The 17,698-nt window shown below is 53.7% G+C and carries 12 protein-coding genes, 1 tRNA gene, 3 rRNA genes and 1 pseudogene; 5 read left to right on the top strand and 12 right to left on the bottom strand.

The annotated features are described in order from the left end of the window. Positions 1-409: 409 nt before the first annotated feature. Positions 410-1,315 (top strand): 1-acylglycerol-3-phosphate O-acyltransferase, YihG family, encoded by a 906-nt coding sequence (gene yihG, locus ACSPHG_RS23425; protein ID WP_435955862.1) that lies wholly within the window; start codon positions 410-412, stop codon positions 1,313-1,315. A gap of 12 nt (positions 1,316-1,327) precedes the next feature. Here yihG and dsbA read toward each other — a convergent pair whose 3' ends face one another. The 3 genes from dsbA to ACSPHG_RS23440 form a co-directional block, all read right to left on the bottom strand. Then, positions 1,328-1,951 (bottom strand): thiol:disulfide interchange protein DsbA, encoded by a 624-nt coding sequence (gene dsbA / locus ACSPHG_RS23430; RefSeq protein WP_435955863.1) that lies wholly within the window; start codon positions 1,949-1,951, stop codon positions 1,328-1,330. Between the two features lie 27 nt (positions 1,952-1,978). Continuing rightward, positions 1,979-2,965, bottom strand: coding sequence for a serine/threonine protein kinase (locus ACSPHG_RS23435; RefSeq protein ID WP_435955864.1), 987 nt, complete (start codon positions 2,963-2,965; stop codon positions 1,979-1,981). Positions 2,966-3,041: 76 nt separating this feature from the next. Further along, the gene (locus ACSPHG_RS23440) at positions 3,042-3,311 is read right to left on the bottom strand and encodes a YihD family protein (RefSeq protein ID WP_435955865.1); all 270 of its coding nucleotides are present in this window, start codon (positions 3,309-3,311) and stop codon (positions 3,042-3,044) included. 24 nt (positions 3,312-3,335) lie between these two features. Between ACSPHG_RS23440 and mobA the strand changes: the two genes are divergently transcribed. Next, a complete protein-coding gene (mobA, locus tag ACSPHG_RS23445; protein WP_435955866.1) occupies positions 3,336-3,965 on the top strand; it encodes a molybdenum cofactor guanylyltransferase MobA in 630 nt (209 codons plus the stop codon). After that, on the top strand, positions 3,965-4,471 hold the full coding sequence (gene mobB / locus ACSPHG_RS23450; protein WP_435955867.1) for a molybdopterin-guanine dinucleotide biosynthesis protein MobB: 507 nt from the start codon (positions 3,965-3,967) through the stop codon (positions 4,469-4,471). Before mobA ends, mobB begins: the two co-directional genes overlap by 1 nt. A 157-nt stretch (positions 4,472-4,628) precedes the next feature. Here the strand turns inward: mobB and rrf are convergent. From rrf to ACSPHG_RS23470, 4 genes are all read right to left on the bottom strand, one after another. Next, positions 4,629-4,744: ribosomal RNA gene (gene rrf / locus ACSPHG_RS23455) — 5S ribosomal RNA — on the bottom strand. A 105-nt stretch (positions 4,745-4,849) separates the two neighbouring features. Then, positions 4,850-7,757, bottom strand: a 23S ribosomal RNA gene (locus ACSPHG_RS23460). A gap of 221 nt (positions 7,758-7,978) precedes the next feature. Beyond that, positions 7,979-8,054, bottom strand: a tRNA-Glu gene (locus tag ACSPHG_RS23465). 85 nt (positions 8,055-8,139) lie between these two features. After that, a 16S ribosomal RNA gene (locus ACSPHG_RS23470) occupies positions 8,140-9,681 on the bottom strand. The 16S, 23S and 5S rRNA genes sit together here with 1 tRNA gene alongside, the layout of an rRNA operon. Positions 9,682-10,175: 494 nt before the next feature. Between ACSPHG_RS23470 and ACSPHG_RS23475 the strand changes: the two genes are divergently transcribed. Beyond that, complete coding sequence (locus tag ACSPHG_RS23475; protein ID WP_435955868.1) at positions 10,176-10,874, top strand: FadR/GntR family transcriptional regulator; 699 nt, start codon at positions 10,176-10,178, stop codon at positions 10,872-10,874. A 40-nt stretch (positions 10,875-10,914) separates the two neighbouring features. Next, positions 10,915-12,334: pseudogene (mdtD, locus tag ACSPHG_RS23480) on the top strand (multidrug transporter subunit MdtD); the annotation flags it as partial. Here the strand turns inward: mdtD and rbsR are convergent. The 5 genes from rbsR to rbsA all read right to left on the bottom strand — a co-directional run bounded on the left by rbsR (position 12,306) and on the right by rbsA (position 17,694). Continuing rightward, the gene (gene rbsR / locus ACSPHG_RS23485) at positions 12,306-13,298 is read right to left on the bottom strand and encodes a ribose operon transcriptional repressor RbsR (RefSeq protein WP_435955869.1); all 993 of its coding nucleotides are present in this window, start codon (positions 13,296-13,298) and stop codon (positions 12,306-12,308) included. The pseudogene mdtD and the gene rbsR sit on opposite strands and share 29 nt — an antisense overlap. 2 nt (positions 13,299-13,300) lie before the next feature. Then, positions 13,301-14,230 (bottom strand): ribokinase, encoded by a 930-nt coding sequence (gene rbsK, locus ACSPHG_RS23490; protein WP_435955870.1) that lies wholly within the window; start codon positions 14,228-14,230, stop codon positions 13,301-13,303. Positions 14,231-14,302: 72 nt separating this feature from the next. Next, on the bottom strand, positions 14,303-15,190 hold the full coding sequence (gene rbsB / locus ACSPHG_RS23495; RefSeq protein ID WP_435955871.1) for a ribose ABC transporter substrate-binding protein RbsB: 888 nt from the start codon (positions 15,188-15,190) through the stop codon (positions 14,303-14,305). 26 nt (positions 15,191-15,216) lie between these two features. Then, positions 15,217-16,182, bottom strand: a complete 966-nt coding sequence (gene rbsC / locus ACSPHG_RS23500) for a ribose ABC transporter permease (protein ID WP_435955872.1) — start codon at positions 16,180-16,182, stop codon at positions 15,217-15,219. Next, a complete protein-coding gene (gene rbsA / locus ACSPHG_RS23505) occupies positions 16,183-17,694 on the bottom strand; it encodes a ribose ABC transporter ATP-binding protein RbsA (protein ID WP_435955873.1) in 1,512 nt (503 codons plus the stop codon). Positions 17,695-17,698 lie beyond the last annotated feature (4 nt).

Genomic DNA, 17,698 nt, shown 5'->3' on the forward strand with positions numbered 1-17,698 from the left:
AAGGATGCCATAGCCTGGCCAAAAACATGAGCTTTTGGGGCAGATTAGGTAAAAACTTTTCCCGATCCGCGAGATCTCACGCAAGATCAAGATTGTGGATAACTTTGTGCATAGTTTTATAACCAACTAATATCTTGAGATAATTAGCTTCAGAGGCCAATCTTAAGGCAATAAAAATCAATAGGTTATGAATTATTATACGAACACGGAATACGATCTTATATAGCGCACCAATGTGGATATAAAAACAATTTGCGTTATAAGGCACGAGCTTTTTCGCTTATCACGAATCCAGATGGTGCCAACCGCATCTTTTTGAGTAAGGGCGGCTGACGATCTCTGATAAAATTCTTCACTTATTGCCTTTTATCCGCCAACCGCGCTATCTAACCTTCTGAAATTTATCTTTATGTCGAGATTGCTTGCCGCGATCACATTGTTTTTCAGTGTCGCTCTCACCATCGTACTTACGGTTGCTTGCTCCGTGCCCATTATTATTGCTGGCGTAATCAAGCTGCTTTTGCCGGTGCCTGCAGTCTGGCGTTCCATCTCTTTGTTTGCTGATTTTATGATGTCCTGCTGGTGCGCCGGCCTCGCCGTGCTGCTACGCCTTAATCCGCGCCTTAAGTGGGATGTTCAGGGGCTTGAAGGTCTGGATAAGAAAAGCTGGTATCTGCTGATTTGCAATCACCGCAGCTGGGCAGACATCGTGATTCTGTGCGTACTGTTCCGCAACCATATTCCGATGAACAAGTACTTTCTAAAACAGCAGCTGGCATGGGTGCCCTTTATGGGGCTCGCCTGTTGGGCGCTCGACATGCCGTTTATGCGGCGCTATACGCGCGGCTATCTGCTTCGCCACCCAGAACGTCGCGGGAAGGATGTCCAAACAACGCGCCGGTCCTGTGAAAAATTCCGCTCTCATCCCACGACCATCGTTAACTTTGCAGAAGGTTCACGTTTTACTCAGGATAAACGGCTTGAGACACATTCGGTATTTCAGAACCTGTTGCCGCCGAAAGCGGCTGGAATTGCGATGGCGCTTAGCGTGCTGGGAGAGCAATTCGATAATTTGCTGGACGTTACGCTCTGCTATCCGGAGAACATGGGTTCTCCGTTTTACGACATGCTTTCCGGGAAGATGACGAGAGTTGTGGTACGCGTTTCGCTCATACCTGTGTCGGAAGATCTGCACGGGGATTACGTCAATGACAAAAGCTTCAAACACCACTTCCAGACCTGGCTTAATACGCTTTGGCATGAGAAAGATGGCTTGCTGGGCAGCATGATGCAAAAAAACAAAGCCGGTCAGTGACCGGCTTTTTAATTACTTCTTCTCAACCAGGAATTTGGTGACGTCTGCGTACTGCTTGACCATCGCATCCATACTGCTGGTGTCCATACCCTGCGGGTTCAGCTGGTATTTGCCGTTAACAAAGATAGCTGGCACACCCTGCAGCTGCAGATCGGCTGCGGCTTTCTCTTGTTGAGCAACCAGAGATTTCACCACGAAGCTGTTCCATGCCGCGTCGTACTCTTCCGGCTTCACACCTGCATCAATGAAGACCTGGCGGATATCCGCTACGTTCTGCACGGTCTGCGTTTTCTGCACGGCTTCAAACATAGGAGCGGTGATTTTATCTTCCACGCCCAGAGCCTGCGCTACGGCCCATGCCTGAGTCAGATCTTTGCCCAATGGGCCAAGGAACTCGACGTGGTACTTGGTCATTTTCGTGCCTTCCGGCAGATTTTTCTTCACGTTGTCGGAAACATGAAGCACTTCTTCAAACTGATAACAGTGCGGGCAGTAGAAAGAGAAAAACTCTAACACTTGCGGTTCGCCTGCTACGGGTTTATCGATGGTGACGTATTCTTTACCATCGGTGAACTGGGCAGCCGAGGCACTGAATGCCAGAATCATGCCCGCTAGTGCCAGCCAAATCTTTTTCATAATCCACTTTCTCCTGAATTGTACTGATTAATACATTGGCGTTAATTTTAAAGGGGGTTCACGTAGAACCCGGACCTGCTCTGTAAAAGTTGCAGTCTGTGTTCTCCAATAATCTTCCTCGGTAAGCCAGGGGAAGTTTCTGGGAAAAGCGGGATCATCCCAGCGCCGCATAATCCACGCGAGATAATAAACCATGCGCATCGCCCGTAAAGGTTCGATGAGCGCAATTTCATCGGAATCGAACGGCGCGAACTCTTCATAGGCTTCAATGATAGTTTCAAGCTGCATGCGCTGTTCAGCTTTATCGCCGTTGAGCAGCATCCAGATATCCTGTACGGCCGGGCCATTGCGTGCGTCATCAAGGTCGACAAACAGCGGGCCATCTCGCCAGAGGATGTTCCCTGGATGACAGTCGCCGTGCAATCGCAGCGCATCGAACCCGTCGTGCCAGTGCAGTTTTACTTCATCTATTAAAGCATCTGTAGCCTTAAGGAAAGCGGGCTTCAGCGCAGCGGGAACAAGAGAGGTTTGCTCAAACAGGGCTCGCGGCTCATGCAGATATTCATCAAGCCCGATCGTTGGACGCTTTTCAAAAAGCTGACGGCGCCCGGTCTGATGAATGCGGCCCAGATAGCGCCCAACCCATTCCATCTGATCGATATTGTCGGTTTCATACTGGCGGCCTCCCAGGCTTGGGAAAACGGCGAACATAAAGCCCTGGTGTCTGAGTAAAGTCTTGCCGGAATAGGTAAGAGGAGCGGCGACCGGAACTTCATCAGCCAACAGCTCAATGGCGTACTGATGCTCTTCTTCGATCTGTTCTGCGGACCAGCGGTGAGGCCGATAAAACTTCACCACATAGCGTTTGCGATCCTCGTCCTGAAATTGATAGACGCGGTTCTCAAAGCTATTTAAAGGAGTCAGCCCGGAATCCACCCGTATACCCTGTTCGAAAAGGGCATCCATGATGGTATCCGGATGTAGAGTTTGAAAATTGAAAGCGCTGTCCGTCATCCAGGCAACCGGCGGTAAATACGAATAGTTCAGGATAACATTTCGTAGCCGCTTAAGCGGCCTGGCTTACAAGCTTTTACTCTTTAATTACGCCGCGTGCGCGCAGCAGGGCAGTTTTGAAATCTTCTTCGTAATCTTTCTTAAGGCCCGGGATTACCGCATCTTTTTCAGAATCACGCATTTTCAGATGATAGATCAGCACATCATCAGTCAAATCGGTCAACTCGCCGGTATAGCCTGACTCTTTACTGAGTTTCTGTAAAAATTGAATCAGGTTTAGATCCGGCTCTTTTTGCCACGCGGGCTGCAGCAGCTCGAGCAGTTCGTTCAGACGCTTACATTTCATGATAGGGCTCCTTTCACTTGCGAGATGTCACACGTTAGCAGGCTCAATCCCACATTAAAAGAGGCGATATTGGTGAGACGTTTAATAGAAGTCACAGGGGTTGTTTTAGCCGGTGGGCGTGCAACCCGAATGGGTGGACAGGACAAGGGGCTGGTGAAGCTAAATGGGCTACCTATGTTCAAACATGTCGTAAACAGGCTTGCCCCGCAGGTTGGAAATATGGCGATCAGTGCCAACCGGAATGTTGAGATATATCAGCAGGCGGGTTTAGAAGTAGTGAACGATACGCTGGCCGACTATCCTGGCCCCCTGGCTGGCATGCTTTCCGCGATGCAGAAGTTGGATAGCGACTGGTTTCTCTTCTGCCCCTGCGACACGCCGATGATTCCCGACGATCTCGCTGGCCGTCTTTGGGCGCAACGGGGCCAGTATCCCGCAGTGTGGGTTAACGATGGGGAACGCGATCACCCAACAATTGTTCTGATGCACCGGAAACTGATATCCCCGCTGGAAAACTATCTGGCCGCAGGCGAAAGGCGCGTGATGTTCTTCCTGCGCGAGGCGGGCGGCCATGCGATTGCTTTCCCGGATCGGCAGCAAAACTTCATCAATGTTAACTCCCCTGAAGACCTCTCGCAGTGGGAGGGGCGCTAATGCTGCCTTTATTAGCTTTTGCAGCCTGGAGCGGAACGGGTAAGACTACGTTACTGAAACGGCTCATTCCTTTGCTTATTGAGCGTGGTATCCGCCCTGGGCTTATAAAACATACCCATCACGATATGGATGTTGATAAGCCCGGCAAAGACAGTTACGAGCTGCGTAAAGCAGGCGCAACGCAAACTATAGTAGCTAGCCAGAAACGCTGGGCGCTGATGACCGAAACGCCTGAAGAACCCGAACTGAATTTACGTGGGCTCGCAGGCCGCATGGACCGAACTTCACTGGATCTGATTTTGGTAGAAGGTTTTAAGCACGAAGAAGTACCGAAGATCCTGCTTTATCGTAAAGGGGGTTCACACGCTTTTGAAGAGTTAGAGATCGATGCTCATGTTATCGCTATCGCTTGCGATGTGAACCCGGGAACGCAAAAGGCACCCGTTCTGGATATAAATAATCCCGTCCAAATCGCGGATTTCATAATGGAATGGGTTAAGAAGTAGAGTTTTTGGGCGGATAGGCGGGCTGCACCATCTGACACCGCAGCCCGGCCCCCCTGCCGGGGATGGCACTTCGTTTAACCGCCCCACGACAGAGCGTACGTAAACTGCAGACGGCAAAAAGCCCTGCACATCGTGCAGGGCTTTTCACTTGTTTGAAGCCTGGCAGTTCCCTACTCTCGCATGGGGAGACCCCACACTACCATCGGCGCTACGGCGTTTCACTTCTGAGTTCGGCATGGGGTCAGGTGGGACCACCGCGCTAGTGCCGCCAGGCATATTCTGTCTATCAACCGTTACGTTATCCACGTAACCATTGATTTAATCTCGGACCAGCTGAAAATTATATCGTCTCTCTCACCAAAACACCTTCGGTGTTGTAAGGTTAAGCCTCACGGATCATTAGTACTGGTTAGCTCAACGTATCGCTACGCTTACACACCCAGCCTATCAACGTCGTAGTCTTCAACGTTCCTTCAGGACTCTCAGGGAGTCAGGGAGAATTCATCTCGGGGCAAGTTTCGCGCTTAGATGCTTTCAGCGCTTATCTCTTCCGCATTTAGCTACCGGGCAATGCCATTGGCATGACAACCCGAACACCAGTGATGCGTCCACTCCGGTCCTCTCGTACTAGGAGCAGCCCCCCTCAATTCTCCAGCGCCCACGGCAGATAGGGACCGAACTGTCTCACGACGTTCTAAACCCAGCTCGCGTACCACTTTAAATGGCGAACAGCCATACCCTTGGGACCTACTTCAGCCCCAGGATGTGATGAGCCGACATCGAGGTGCCAAACACCGCCGTCGATATGAACTCTTGGGCGGTATCAGCCTGTTATCCCCGGAGTACCTTTTATCCGTTGAGCGATGGCCCTTCCATTCAGAACCACCGGATCACTAAGACCTGCTTTCGCACCTGCTCGAGCCGTCACTCTCGCAGTCAAGCTAGCTTATGCCTTTGCACTAACCTCACGATGTCCGACCGTGATTAGCTAACCTTCGTGCTCCTCCGTTACGCTTTAGGAGGAGACCGCCCCAGTCAAACTACCCACCAGACACTGTCCGCAACCCGGATCACGGGTCTACGTTAGAACACCAGCCATTAAAGGGTGGTATTTCAAGGTTGGCTCCACGCAGACTGGCGTCCACGCTTCAAAGCCTCCCACCTATCCTACACATCAAGGACCAGTGTTCAGTGTCAAGCTATAGTAAAGGTTCACGGGGTCTTTCCGTCTTGCCGCGGGTACACTGCATCTTCACAGCGAGTTCAATTTCACTGAGTCTCGGGTGGAGACAGCCTGGCCATCATTACGCCATTCGTGCAGGTCGGAACTTACCCGACAAGGAATTTCGCTACCTTAGGACCGTTATAGTTACGGCCGCCGTTTACCGGGGCTTCGATCAAGAGCTTCGCCTTGCGGCTGACCCCATCAATTAACCTTCCGGCACCGGGCAGGCGTCACACCGTATACGTCCACTTTCGTGTTTGCACAGTGCTGTGTTTTTAATAAACAGTTGCAGCCAGCTGGTATCTTCGACTGCCTTCAGCTCCACGAGTAAATCGCTTCACCTAACGACAGCGTGCCTTCTCCCGAAGTTACGGCACCATTTTGCCTAGTTCCTTCACCCGAGTTCTCTCAAGCGCCTTGGTATTCTCTACCTGACCACCTGTGTCGGTTTGGGGTACGATTTGATGTTACCTGATGCTTAGAGGCTTTTCCTGGAAGCAGGGCATTTGTTACTTCAGCACCGTAGTGCCTCGTCATCACACCTCAGCGTTTAATAAGAGTCCGGATTTACCTAAACTCTCCGCCTACATGCTTAAACCGGGACAACCGTCGCCCGGCTAACATAGCCTTCTCCGTCCCCCCTTCGCAGTAACACCGAGTACAGGAATATTAACCTGTTTCCCATCGACTACGCCTTTCGGCCTCGCCTTAGGGGTCGACTCACCCTGCCCCGATTAACGTTGGACAGGAACCCTTGGTCTTCCGGCGAGCGGGCTTTTCACCCGCTTTATCGTTACTTATGTCAGCATTCGCACTTCTGATACCTCCAGCAAACCTCACAGTTCACCTTCGACGGCTTACAGAACGCTCCCCTACCCAACAACACATAGTGTCGCTGCCGCAGCTTCGGTGCATGGTTTAGCCCCGTTACATCTTCCGCGCAGGCCGACTCGACCAGTGAGCTATTACGCTTTCTTTAAATGATGGCTGCTTCTAAGCCAACATCCTGGCTGTCTGTGCCTTCCCACATCGTTTCCCACTTAACCATGACTTTGGGACCTTAGCTGGCGGTCTGGGTTGTTTCCCTCTTCACGACGGACGTTAGCACCCGCCGTGTGTCTCCCGTGATAACATTCTTCGGTATTCGTAGTTTGCATCGGGTTGGTAAGCCGGGATGGCCCCCTAGCCGAAACAGTGCTCTACCCCCGAAGATGAGTTCACGAGGCGCTACCTAAATAGCTTTCGGGGAGAACCAGCTATCTCCCGGTTTGATTGGCCTTTCACCCCCAGCCACAAGTCATCCGCTAATTTTTCAACATTAGTCGGTTCGGTCCTCCAGTTAGTGTTACCCAACCTTCAACCTGCCCATGGCTAGATCACCGGGTTTCGGGTCTATACCCTGCAACTTAACGCCCAGTTAAGACTCGGTTTCCCTGCGGCTCCCCTATACGGTTAACCTTGCTACAGAATATAAGTCGCTGACCCATTATACAAAAGGTACGCAGTCACCCCATAAATGAGGCTCCCACTGCTTGTACGTACACGGTTTCAGGTTCTGTTTCACTCCCCTCGCCGGGGTTCTTTTCGCCTTTCCCTCACGGTACTGGTTCACTATCGGTCAGTCAGGAGTATTTAGCCTTGGAGGATGGTCCCCCCATATTCAGACAGGATACCACGTGTCCCGCCCTACTCTTCGAACTCACAGAATGTGCATTTTAGTGTACGGGAGTATCACCCTGTACCCTGCGACTTTCCAGACGCTTCCACTAACACACAAACTGATTCAGGTTCTGGGCTGCTCCCCGTTCGCTCGCCGCTACTGGGGGAATCTCGGTTGATTTCTTTTCCTCGGGGTACTTAGATGTTTCAGTTCCCCCGGTTCGCTTCGTTAAGTTATGTATTGGCTTAACGATAGTGCAACGAATTGCACTGGGTTTCCCCATTCGGAAATCGCCGGTTATAACGGTTCATATCACCTTACCGACGCTTATCGCAGATTAGCACGTCCTTCATCGCCTCTGACTGCCAGGGCATCCACCGTGTACGCTTAGTCGCTTAACCTCACAACCCGAAGGTGTCTCGTAAGACACAATCGACGTTGTGAAAATTTGAGAGACTCGAACATATCGTATTCCCATTCCTTATTACGGAGGAATGAGACGACATGTCGTTTCAATTTTCAGCTTGTTCCGGATTTTTAAAGAGCAAATATCTCAAACATAACTCTACAGAGTCAGTTTTGAGATATTGAGGTCGGCGACTTTCACTCACAAACCAGCAAGTGGCGTCCCCTAGGGGATTCGAACCCCTGTTACCGCCGTGAAAGGGCGGTGTCCTGGGCCTCTAGACGAAGGGGACACTGAAGTCTCAATCGCAAGACGCCTTGCTTCTTTACATCTATCAGACAATCTGTGTGAGCACTACGCGGGTTGTATCTATTAGGTAAGGAGGTGATCCAACCGCAGGTTCCCCTACGGTTACCTTGTTACGACTTCACCCCAGTCATGAATCACAAAGTGGTAAGCGCCCTCCCGAAGGTTAAGCTACCTACTTCTTTTGCAACCCACTCCCATGGTGTGACGGGCGGTGTGTACAAGGCCCGGGAACGTATTCACCGTGGCATTCTGATCCACGATTACTAGCGATTCCGACTTCACGGAGTCGAGTTGCAGACTCCGATCCGGACTACGACGCACTTTATGAGGTCCGCTTGCTCTCGCGAGGTCGCTTCTCTTTGTATGCGCCATTGTAGCACGTGTGTAGCCCTACTCGTAAGGGCCATGATGACTTGACGTCATCCCCACCTTCCTCCAGTTTATCACTGGCAGTCTCCTTTGAGTTCCCGGCCGAACCGCTGGCAACAAAGGATAAGGGTTGCGCTCGTTGCGGGACTTAACCCAACATTTCACAACACGAGCTGACGACAGCCATGCAGCACCTGTCTCACAGTTCCCGAAGGCACTAAGGTATCTCTACCGAATTCTGTGGATGTCAAGAGTAGGTAAGGTTCTTCGCGTTGCATCGAATTAAACCACATGCTCCACCGCTTGTGCGGGCCCCCGTCAATTCATTTGAGTTTTAACCTTGCGGCCGTACTCCCCAGGCGGTCGACTTAACGCGTTAGCTCCGGAAGCCACTCCTCAAGGGAACAACCTCCAAGTCGACATCGTTTACGGCGTGGACTACCAGGGTATCTAATCCTGTTTGCTCCCCACGCTTTCGCACCTGAGCGTCAGTCTTTGTCCAGGGGGCCGCCTTCGCCACCGGTATTCCTCCAGATCTCTACGCATTTCACCGCTACACCTGGAATTCTACCCCCCTCTACAAGACTCAAGCTTGCCAGTTTCAAATGCAGTTCCCAGGTTGAGCCCGGGGATTTCACATCTGACTTAACAAACCGCCTGCGTGCGCTTTACGCCCAGTAATTCCGATTAACGCTTGCACCCTCCGTATTACCGCGGCTGCTGGCACGGAGTTAGCCGGTGCTTCTTCTGCGAGTAACGTCAATCACTGCGGTTATTAGCCACAATGCCTTCCTCCTCGCTGAAAGTACTTTACAACCCGAAGGCCTTCTTCATACACGCGGCATGGCTGCATCAGGCTTGCGCCCATTGTGCAATATTCCCCACTGCTGCCTCCCGTAGGAGTCTGGACCGTGTCTCAGTTCCAGTGTGGCTGGTCATCCTCTCAGACCAGCTAGGGATCGTCGCCTAGGTGAGCCATTACCCCACCTACTAGCTAATCCCATCTGGGCACATCTGATGGCAAGAGGCCCGAAGGTCCCCCTCTTTGGTCTTGCGACGTTATGCGGTATTAGCTACCGTTTCCAGTAGTTATCCCCCTCCATCAGGCAGTTTCCCAGACATTACTCACCCGTCCGCCGCTCGCCGGCAAAGTAGCAAGCTACTTTCCGCTGCCGCTCGACTTGCATGTGTTAGGCCTGCCGCCAGCGTTCAATCTGAGCCATGATCAAACTCTTCAATTAAAAGCTTGATTTGCTTCAACTCGTGAAGCGGTGCTCAAAAATTAACTTTCGTAATAATTCAACTAAATGAATTACTGCTTGGTCACTCTTCAAGACTTGATATTTTTTTGTACCCGAAGGTACTGAGATATCAATCCTGCGAGTGCCCACACAGATTGTCTGATAAATTGTTAAAGAGCAGTGAGTTAGCCGCTTTCGCTGGCTTTCTCGAGGTGGCGTATATTACGCTTTCCTCTTTCAGAGTCAAGCGTTTATTTTCGCTTTCGTCTGACTGACGGGCCGGTTTGTAAGCCGTTGTGCCGTGTCAGTGGAGGCGCAGTATAGGGATTTTTCGGAGGCTGACAAGGGTTTATTGCAAATAAATTACCAAGCGCCTTTTTTTTCATCAAATACGCTGTAAAAGGCGCGCAATACGGGATATTTGCTGTTTTTAGCATCAGAAAGAGATCGGCAATGGCATACTACAAAGAGAAAAATAGCTAAAGGAATTCCCCATGTCTTTATCTGCACAACAACTCGCTGCACAAAAGAACCTGTCTTACGTTCTTGCCGAGAAGCTGGCACAGCGCATTCTCAGAGGAGAATACGAAGCGGGGAGCATTTTGCCCGGCGAGATAGAGTTGGGCGAACTGTTTGGCGTGAGCCGCACCGCCGTACGCGAAGCAGTAAAGACATTAACAGCAAAAGGGATGGTTTTACCGCGCCCGCGCATTGGCACCCGAGTAATGCCTCGCGGCCACTGGAACTTCCTTGATAAGGAACTCCTCACCTGGTGGATGACCGAGGAGAACTTTAATGATGTTGTCGAATACTTCCTTGTGATGCGTAATAGCCTCGAACCCCAGGCCTGTGCGCTAGCCGCAATAAATGGAAGCCGCGAACAGAAAGCCAGTCTCAATGAGATGATGGCGGAAATGGTGAAGTTGAAAAGCGCATTTGACCGCGAACGCTGGGTAGAGGTCGATATGGCCTACCACGAGCACATCTATGAAATGAGCGGTAACCCTTTCCTGTGTTCTTTCGCTAACTTATTCCGTTCTATTTATTACAATTACTTCACCGCGATAACCGATAACGAAGTGATTAAACTCGATTTGCACCAGGCAATCGTTGATGCCATTTCCCAGGGAGATAGCCAGGCTGCGCTAGCGGCAGGCCAGGCATTATTAAAAGAGCCCTTCTCTCACGGGTAAAATCACGTATTCCTGGCTGCTTTAAAACATCAGGATTCTAATGACCAAATCTGCTCGCAATATGGCCGGGCTGCCGTGGATTGCGGCGATGGCCTTCTTTATGCAGGCGCTGGATGCCACCATCCTTAACACCGCCCTCCCCGCTATCGCCCACAGCCTTGGCCGCTCGCCGCTGGCGATGCAGTCCGCGATTATCAGCTACACGCTTACCGTTGCGATGCTGATCCCGGTAAGCGGCTGGCTCGCCGACCGCTTCGGCACCCGTCGCGTGTTTATGGTTGCGGTTTCTCTCTTTACGCTCGGTTCGTTCGCCTGCGCCATGTCGGGCTCGCTAAGCCAGCTGGTTATCTTCCGCGTCATCCAGGGTATTGGCGGCGCAATGATGATGCCCGTTGCACGCCTGGCTTTACTGCGCGCCTATCCGCGCAGCGAACTGTTGCCGGTACTGAACTTCGTGACGATGCCAGGCCTGGTCGGCCCGATTCTGGGGCCGCTGCTGGGTGGGGTACTGGTGACATGGGCGAGCTGGCACTGGATCTTCCTTATTAATATTCCTATCGGTATTCTCGGCCTGCTCTACGCGCGCAAATACATGCCAAACTTCACGACGCCGCGCCGCAGCTTCGATATGACAGGCTTCCTGCTGTTCGGCATAAGCCTGGTTGCCATCTCAAGCGGCATGGAGCTGTTCGGCGAACGCATCGTGGCAAGCTATATCGGCATTCTGATTATCTTCGGAGGGCTGGCTTTGCTCGCGGCTTATATATGGCACGCGCGCCGCCACCCGACGCCCCTTATCGCTCTGCCGATGTTTAAAACCCGAACCTTCTCGATAGGCATCATTGGCAACCTCGCCTCACGCCTGGGCACCGGGTGCGTGCCCTTCCTGATGCCTTTAATGCTGCAGGTCGGGTTTGGCTATACGGCATTAATTGCGGGCTGCATGATGGCACCAACCGCCTTCGGCTCGCTGCTGGCAAAATCAACCGTGACTCAGGTACTGCGCTGGTTCGGCTACAGGAAGACGTTGGTCGGCATCACGCTGGTGATTGGTCTGCTGATTGGGCAGTTTTCCTTGCAGTCGCCGGGAATGGAGGTTTGGCTGCTGATCCTGCCGCTGTTTATTCTGGGGATGGCGATGTCCACACAGTTTACCGCCATGAACACCATTACGCTTGCCGACCTGACGGATGAAAACGCCAGCAGCGGTAACAGCGTGCTGGCCGTAACTCAGCAGCTCTCTATTAGCCTTGGCGTGGCGGTGAGCGCCGCGGTGCTCCGTCTTTATGAGGGAATCGACAGCATTAACACCGTCGAGCAGTTCCATTATACGTTCCTGACGATGGGCGCGGTGACGCTGGTTTCCGCGATGGTGTTCCTGCTGCTACGCCCGAAGGACGGGCGCAACCTGATAAAAGAACGCCACAGGCGCTAAACCGAACCGCGCTCCACCAGCTCCGGCGTCAGCAGCAGGCGCTGCTGCGCGAGGGTGGGCTGCGCCATACGATGAATCAACACATCCACGGCTAGCTCGCCCAGCTCGTCTTTTGGCTGATGGATGGTCGTCAGCGGCGGCGTCATGTAGCGCGCCAGCTCAATGTCATCGTATCCCACAACGGCCATATTACCCGGCACGCTCAACCCGGCTTGGTAAAGCGCGTGATAAGCACCCACCGCCATCGCATCGTTGCCGGTAAAGACCGCATGCGGCGGCTGATCCAACGACAGCAGCGAGTTCATGGCCGTAAATCCGCCCTGAAACTCAAAGTCACCGATGATTTCATACCCAGGATGGATCTCAAGCCCGGCGGCCAGCATCGCTTTGCGATAGCCTTCGAGGCGCAGCCGCGCGGGGGTTTTATCCTGCGGCCCGGCTATACAGGCAATGCGCGTGTATCCATTATCGATAAGATGCTGAGTCGCCATTTCGCCGCCCAGCAGGGAGTTATCCTGAATCACATCGCTTTCGCCTTCGAATGGCGCCCAGTCCATCATCACGGTGGGAATAGAAGGATAGCGATTCATGATCTCCGCAGAAGGGAGATGAGTTTCGGTACACAGCAGCAGCAGCCCGTCGACGCGTTTTTGCATCAGCGTTTCGAGGTTGCGGTTCATGCGCTGCTCGTCGCCTTCCGTATTACAAAGCACCAGGCTGTAACCACGCTCAAAGCAGCTACGCTCTACGCCGCGCACCAGCTCAGAATAGAACGGGTTGCTGCTGGCGGTGATCAGCATGCCGATGGTATGCGTTTGATTAAGCTTGAGGCTACGCGCCAGAGCGGAAGGCGCGTAGTTCAGCGTTTTGATCGCAGCGTCGACCTTCTCGCGAATCGCCTCGCTCACGAACCGGTCGTTATTAATGACGTGTGAAACCGTCGAGGTGGAGACGCCCGCGAGGCGAGCGACATCTTTCATGGTGGCCAAGATTACCCCTGCTGCTGCAAGAACTCGTCAATTTCGTTGCGCCACGGCACGGAGGGCTGGGCACCTTTACGGGTGACGGCGATTGCGGCCGCGGCGTGTGCAAAGCGAATAGCCTCAGCCATAGGCTTATCTTCCAGCAGCGCCGTCACCAGCGCACCGTTAAAGGTGTCGCCTGCGGCAATGGTATCCACGGCTTTAACCTTAAAGCCCGGAACGCGCTGTCCCTTACCCCGATCGCTCAGCCATACGCCACGGCTGCCAAGCGTAATAATGACGGTTTCGATGCCTTTGCCGTGCAGCGCCTGCGCGGCTTTTTCCGCATCTTCGTCATTTTCAACACGAATACCGGTAAGCTTTTCCGCTTCGGTTTCGTTCGGGGTGATCATATCCACCAGCCCCAGCAGCTCGTCCGACAGCTCGCAGGCGGGCGCGGGGTTAAGCACGACTTTAGTCTGGTTCTGATGAGCAATTTTAGCCGCAGCCAGCACGCTTTCCAGCGGCGACTCCAGCTGCATTAATAACGCGGAGGCGTCGGCAATTTTCTGCTGCTGCGCGTTCACCAGCGCAGGCGTCAGCGCGCCGTTGGCTCCGGCATGAATGCCAATCACGTTTTCACCTGCACCGTTTACGAAGATCAGCGCAACGCCAGTGGCGGCGTCTTTGATAGTGCTGATAGGCGCGGTGTCGATATTATCGCTGGCCAACTGCTTGCACACGCGACTGCCGGTATCGTCGTCACCCACGCAGGCAATAAAGGCTATGTCTGCACCGCTACGCCCGGCTGCTACGGCCTGGTTAGCACCCTTCCCACCAAACGCCACCTGATACTCCTGCCCGGTGACGGTTTCACCCGGCGTGGGAAAGTGTTCAAGGTTGAGGATATGGTCTGCGTTGATACTGCCGAGGACGACGAGACTGCCTTTGCTTTTCATTATGTATGTCCAGTTAAGTGCGCCACCTCTATTTATAAGGTGGCGCGATGCCCTGCTTTTCTTTTATTCGTCTTATTTAGTAACCAGCTTCAGGTCAACCGGGATTTTCGCGTCGACTTTCTCGCCCTTCAACACTTTATCCGCAGTTTCTACGCCGATGACGCCGATTTGGTCAGCCATTTGCGCGACCGTTGCGCCCAGCTTGCCGCCTTCAACTGCCTTCACGCCGTCTGCGGTGCCGTCAAAGCCCACCACCAGCACATCGGTTTTACCTGCAGTTTGCAGCGCACGCAGCGCGCCCAGCGCCATTTCGTCGTTTTGAGCAAACACCGCCTGCACGTCAGGATGCGCGGTCAGCAGGTTCTGCATGACGTTCAGACCTTTTGTACGGTCGAAGTCCGCAGGCTGGCTCGCCAGAACGGTAAATTTGTGGGCTGCCGTTGCCTGCTTGAAGCCTTCGCCACGTTCGCGCGCGGCGGAAGCACCGGCGATCCCCTGCAGCTCGATAACCTTCGCGCCGTCACCGACTTTCTTGGCGATGAAGTCACCGGCCATTTTGCCGCCCGCGACGTTATCAGAAGCAATGTGGCTGACCACGGTGCCCTGGTTTGCCATACGGTCCAGGGTAATTACCGGGATTTTGGCCTGGTTGGCCATTTTCACCGCGTTGCCTACCGCATCGGAATCGGTTGGGTTAATCAGCATAAGCTTGGTGCCACGAACCGTCAGGTCCTGCACGTTCGCCAGCTCTTTAGCCGGGTTGTTCTGCGAATCCAGCACGACCAGGTTGTAGCCCAGCTTGTCGGCTTCTTTCTGCGCGCCGTCTTTCAGGGAAACGAAGAACGGGTTATTGAGCGTGGATACAACCAGCGCGATGGTGTCTTTCGCCATGGCGTTTGCGCTAACGGTGGCGCTCAGTGCAACAGCGGAAACCAGGGTAGCCAGCTTTTTCATATTCATAGTCAGATGTCCTGTAGGGTTATGATTTACTGCTTTTTGTTGTCCACCAGCACCGCCAGCAAAATAACCACTGCTTTGACGATCATCTGGTAATAAGAAGAAACACCTAATAGGTTCAGCCCGTTGTTCAGGAAGCCCAGGATCAGCGCGCCGATCAGCGTCCCGACAATACGCCCCTTGCCGCCCGCAAGGCTGGTACCGCCAAGCACAACGGCGGCGATAGCGTCCAGCTCGTAGCCGGTGCCTGCCGTAGGCTGTGCGGAGGAAAGCCGCGCCACTTCGATGATCCCGGCAAGCGAAGCCAGCAGACCACAGAGTGAGTAAACGATAATTTTGACTTTGTTAACGCTGATGCCGGACAGGCGCGTCGCCGCCTCGTTGCCGCCAAGCGCGTAGATGTAACGGCCCAGACGAGTATGGTGCAGCATGTACCAGGCGGCCAGGAACACCACACCCATAATCCATACCGGCGTTGGAATACCCAGCGGGCGGCCGATACCAAACCAGCCAAACACGTCGGCGTTGTCAGAGAAGCCCGTATTTACCGGGCTGCCGTTGGTATACACCATGGTTACCCCGCGCAGCAGCAGCATCATCACCAGCGTCGCGATAAACGCCTGCACCCGCCCTTTCGCAACGATAACGCCAGTCACGGCCCCGATTGCGGCACCCAGCGCCAGCGCCGCGGCAACCGCCACCAGCGCATTCACTTCAAGGCCAACAATCGAGGCGGCCACCGCCCCGGTCAGCGCCAGCAAAGAACCGACGGACAGGTCGATCCCGGAGGTCAGAATGACCAGCGTCATCCCCACCGCCATGATGGCGTTCACGGAGGTTTGCTGCAGGATGTTAAACAGGTTATTGACGGTAAAGAAGTTCGGGCTCAGGCTCGAGACAATCGCAATCAGCACCAGCAGCGCGATCAGCGATTTTTGATCCAACAACCACGCTTTAGTGAACCAGCGGCGGGTAGAAACAGACTGGGTACTCATTTATGCAGACTCCTGATTCACGCGATTAAGCTTACCGACGGCCGCCGCCATCAATGTTTCCTGGGTGGCCTCTTCGCGGGTAAAGACTCCGCCAAGGTGCCCTTCATGCATCACCATGATGCGGTCGCTCATGCCCAGCACCTCAGGCATTTCCGACGAAACGAGGATGATGCTCAGCCCATCGGCTTTAAACTGGTTGATTAACTGATAAATCTCTTTCTTTGCGCCAACGTCTACGCCACGGGTCGGCTCGTCCAGAATCAGCACTTTCGGGCGCGTCATCAGCCCGCGCGCAATGGCGACCTTTTGCTGGTTGCCGCCGGAGAGCAGGCCAATCGGCTGCTCGATTGACGGCGTTTTAACGTTGAACAGACGGACAAAGTCCTGCACCGCCTGCTGCTCATCTTTATGCTTCAGGCTGCCGACGTTATGGCTAAAATAGCGCAGCGCGGTCAGCGACATGTTCTCTTTCACCGACATGCCGAGCACCAGCCCGTCGCGCTTGCGGTCCTCGGAGATATACACGATGCCGTTCGCCAGGCCGTCCTGCGGGGAACGCGCCACCACTTCGCGGCCATCCAGCGCAACGTAGCCGCCGGTACGCGACAGCGCGCCGTACAGCACCTTCATTAATTCTGTACGCCCAGCACCCATCAGCCCGGCCACGCCGAGGATTTCGCCTTTGCGCAGGGTGAAGCTAACGTCGTTTACGCCCGGCCCGGAGAGGTTATCGACGCGCAGACGAATCTCGCCCGGCTCTTTATTCAGGCGCGGGTACTGGTCTTCAAGCTTGCGTCCGACCATCATTTCAATCAGCGAGTCTTCGGTGAGCGACGCCACCTCGCGTTCGGCAATGAACTGGCCGTCGCGGAAGACGGTGACGTCATCGCAAATCTCGAAAATCTCTTTCATGCGGTGGGAAATATAGACGATGCCGCGCCCTTGGCCTTTCAGCTCGCGGATCACGCGGAACAGCGATTCCGTTTCGGTATCGGTCAGCGCATCCGTCGGCTCGTCCATCACGATGACTTTGGATTCGAAGCTCAGCACCTTGGCGATTTCAACCATCTGCTGGTCGCCAATCGACAGATCGCCCACCAGCCGCTGGCTGTTAAAGCGCAGGTTAAGCTTCAGCAGCAGCTTGTCCGCCTCGGCGTACATTTTCTTCCAGTCGATCTTGCCGAAGCGGTTAACGAACTCGCGCCCGAGGAAGATGTTTTCCGCAATGCTGAGCTGCGGGATCAGGTTGAGCTCCTGATGAATAATGCCGATCCCCGCTTCCTGCGAAGATTTCGGGCCGTTGAACGTGGTTTCCTGCCCAAGCCATAAGAGCGAACCGGCATCGCGTTGATAAATGCCGGTTAACACTTTCATCATGGTGGATTTGCCCGCGCCGTTCTCGCCCACCAGCGCCATCACGCGTCCGGGATAAACGTTCAGCGCGGCGCCAGAAAGAGCTTTTACGCCTGGGAACGCTTTATCGATCCCTTTGAGTTGCAGTAACGGTTCCATGCCG

This window comes from Dryocola baronae, from assembly GCF_051297175.1.
GTDB lineage: Bacteria > Pseudomonadota > Gammaproteobacteria > Enterobacterales > Enterobacteriaceae > Dryocola.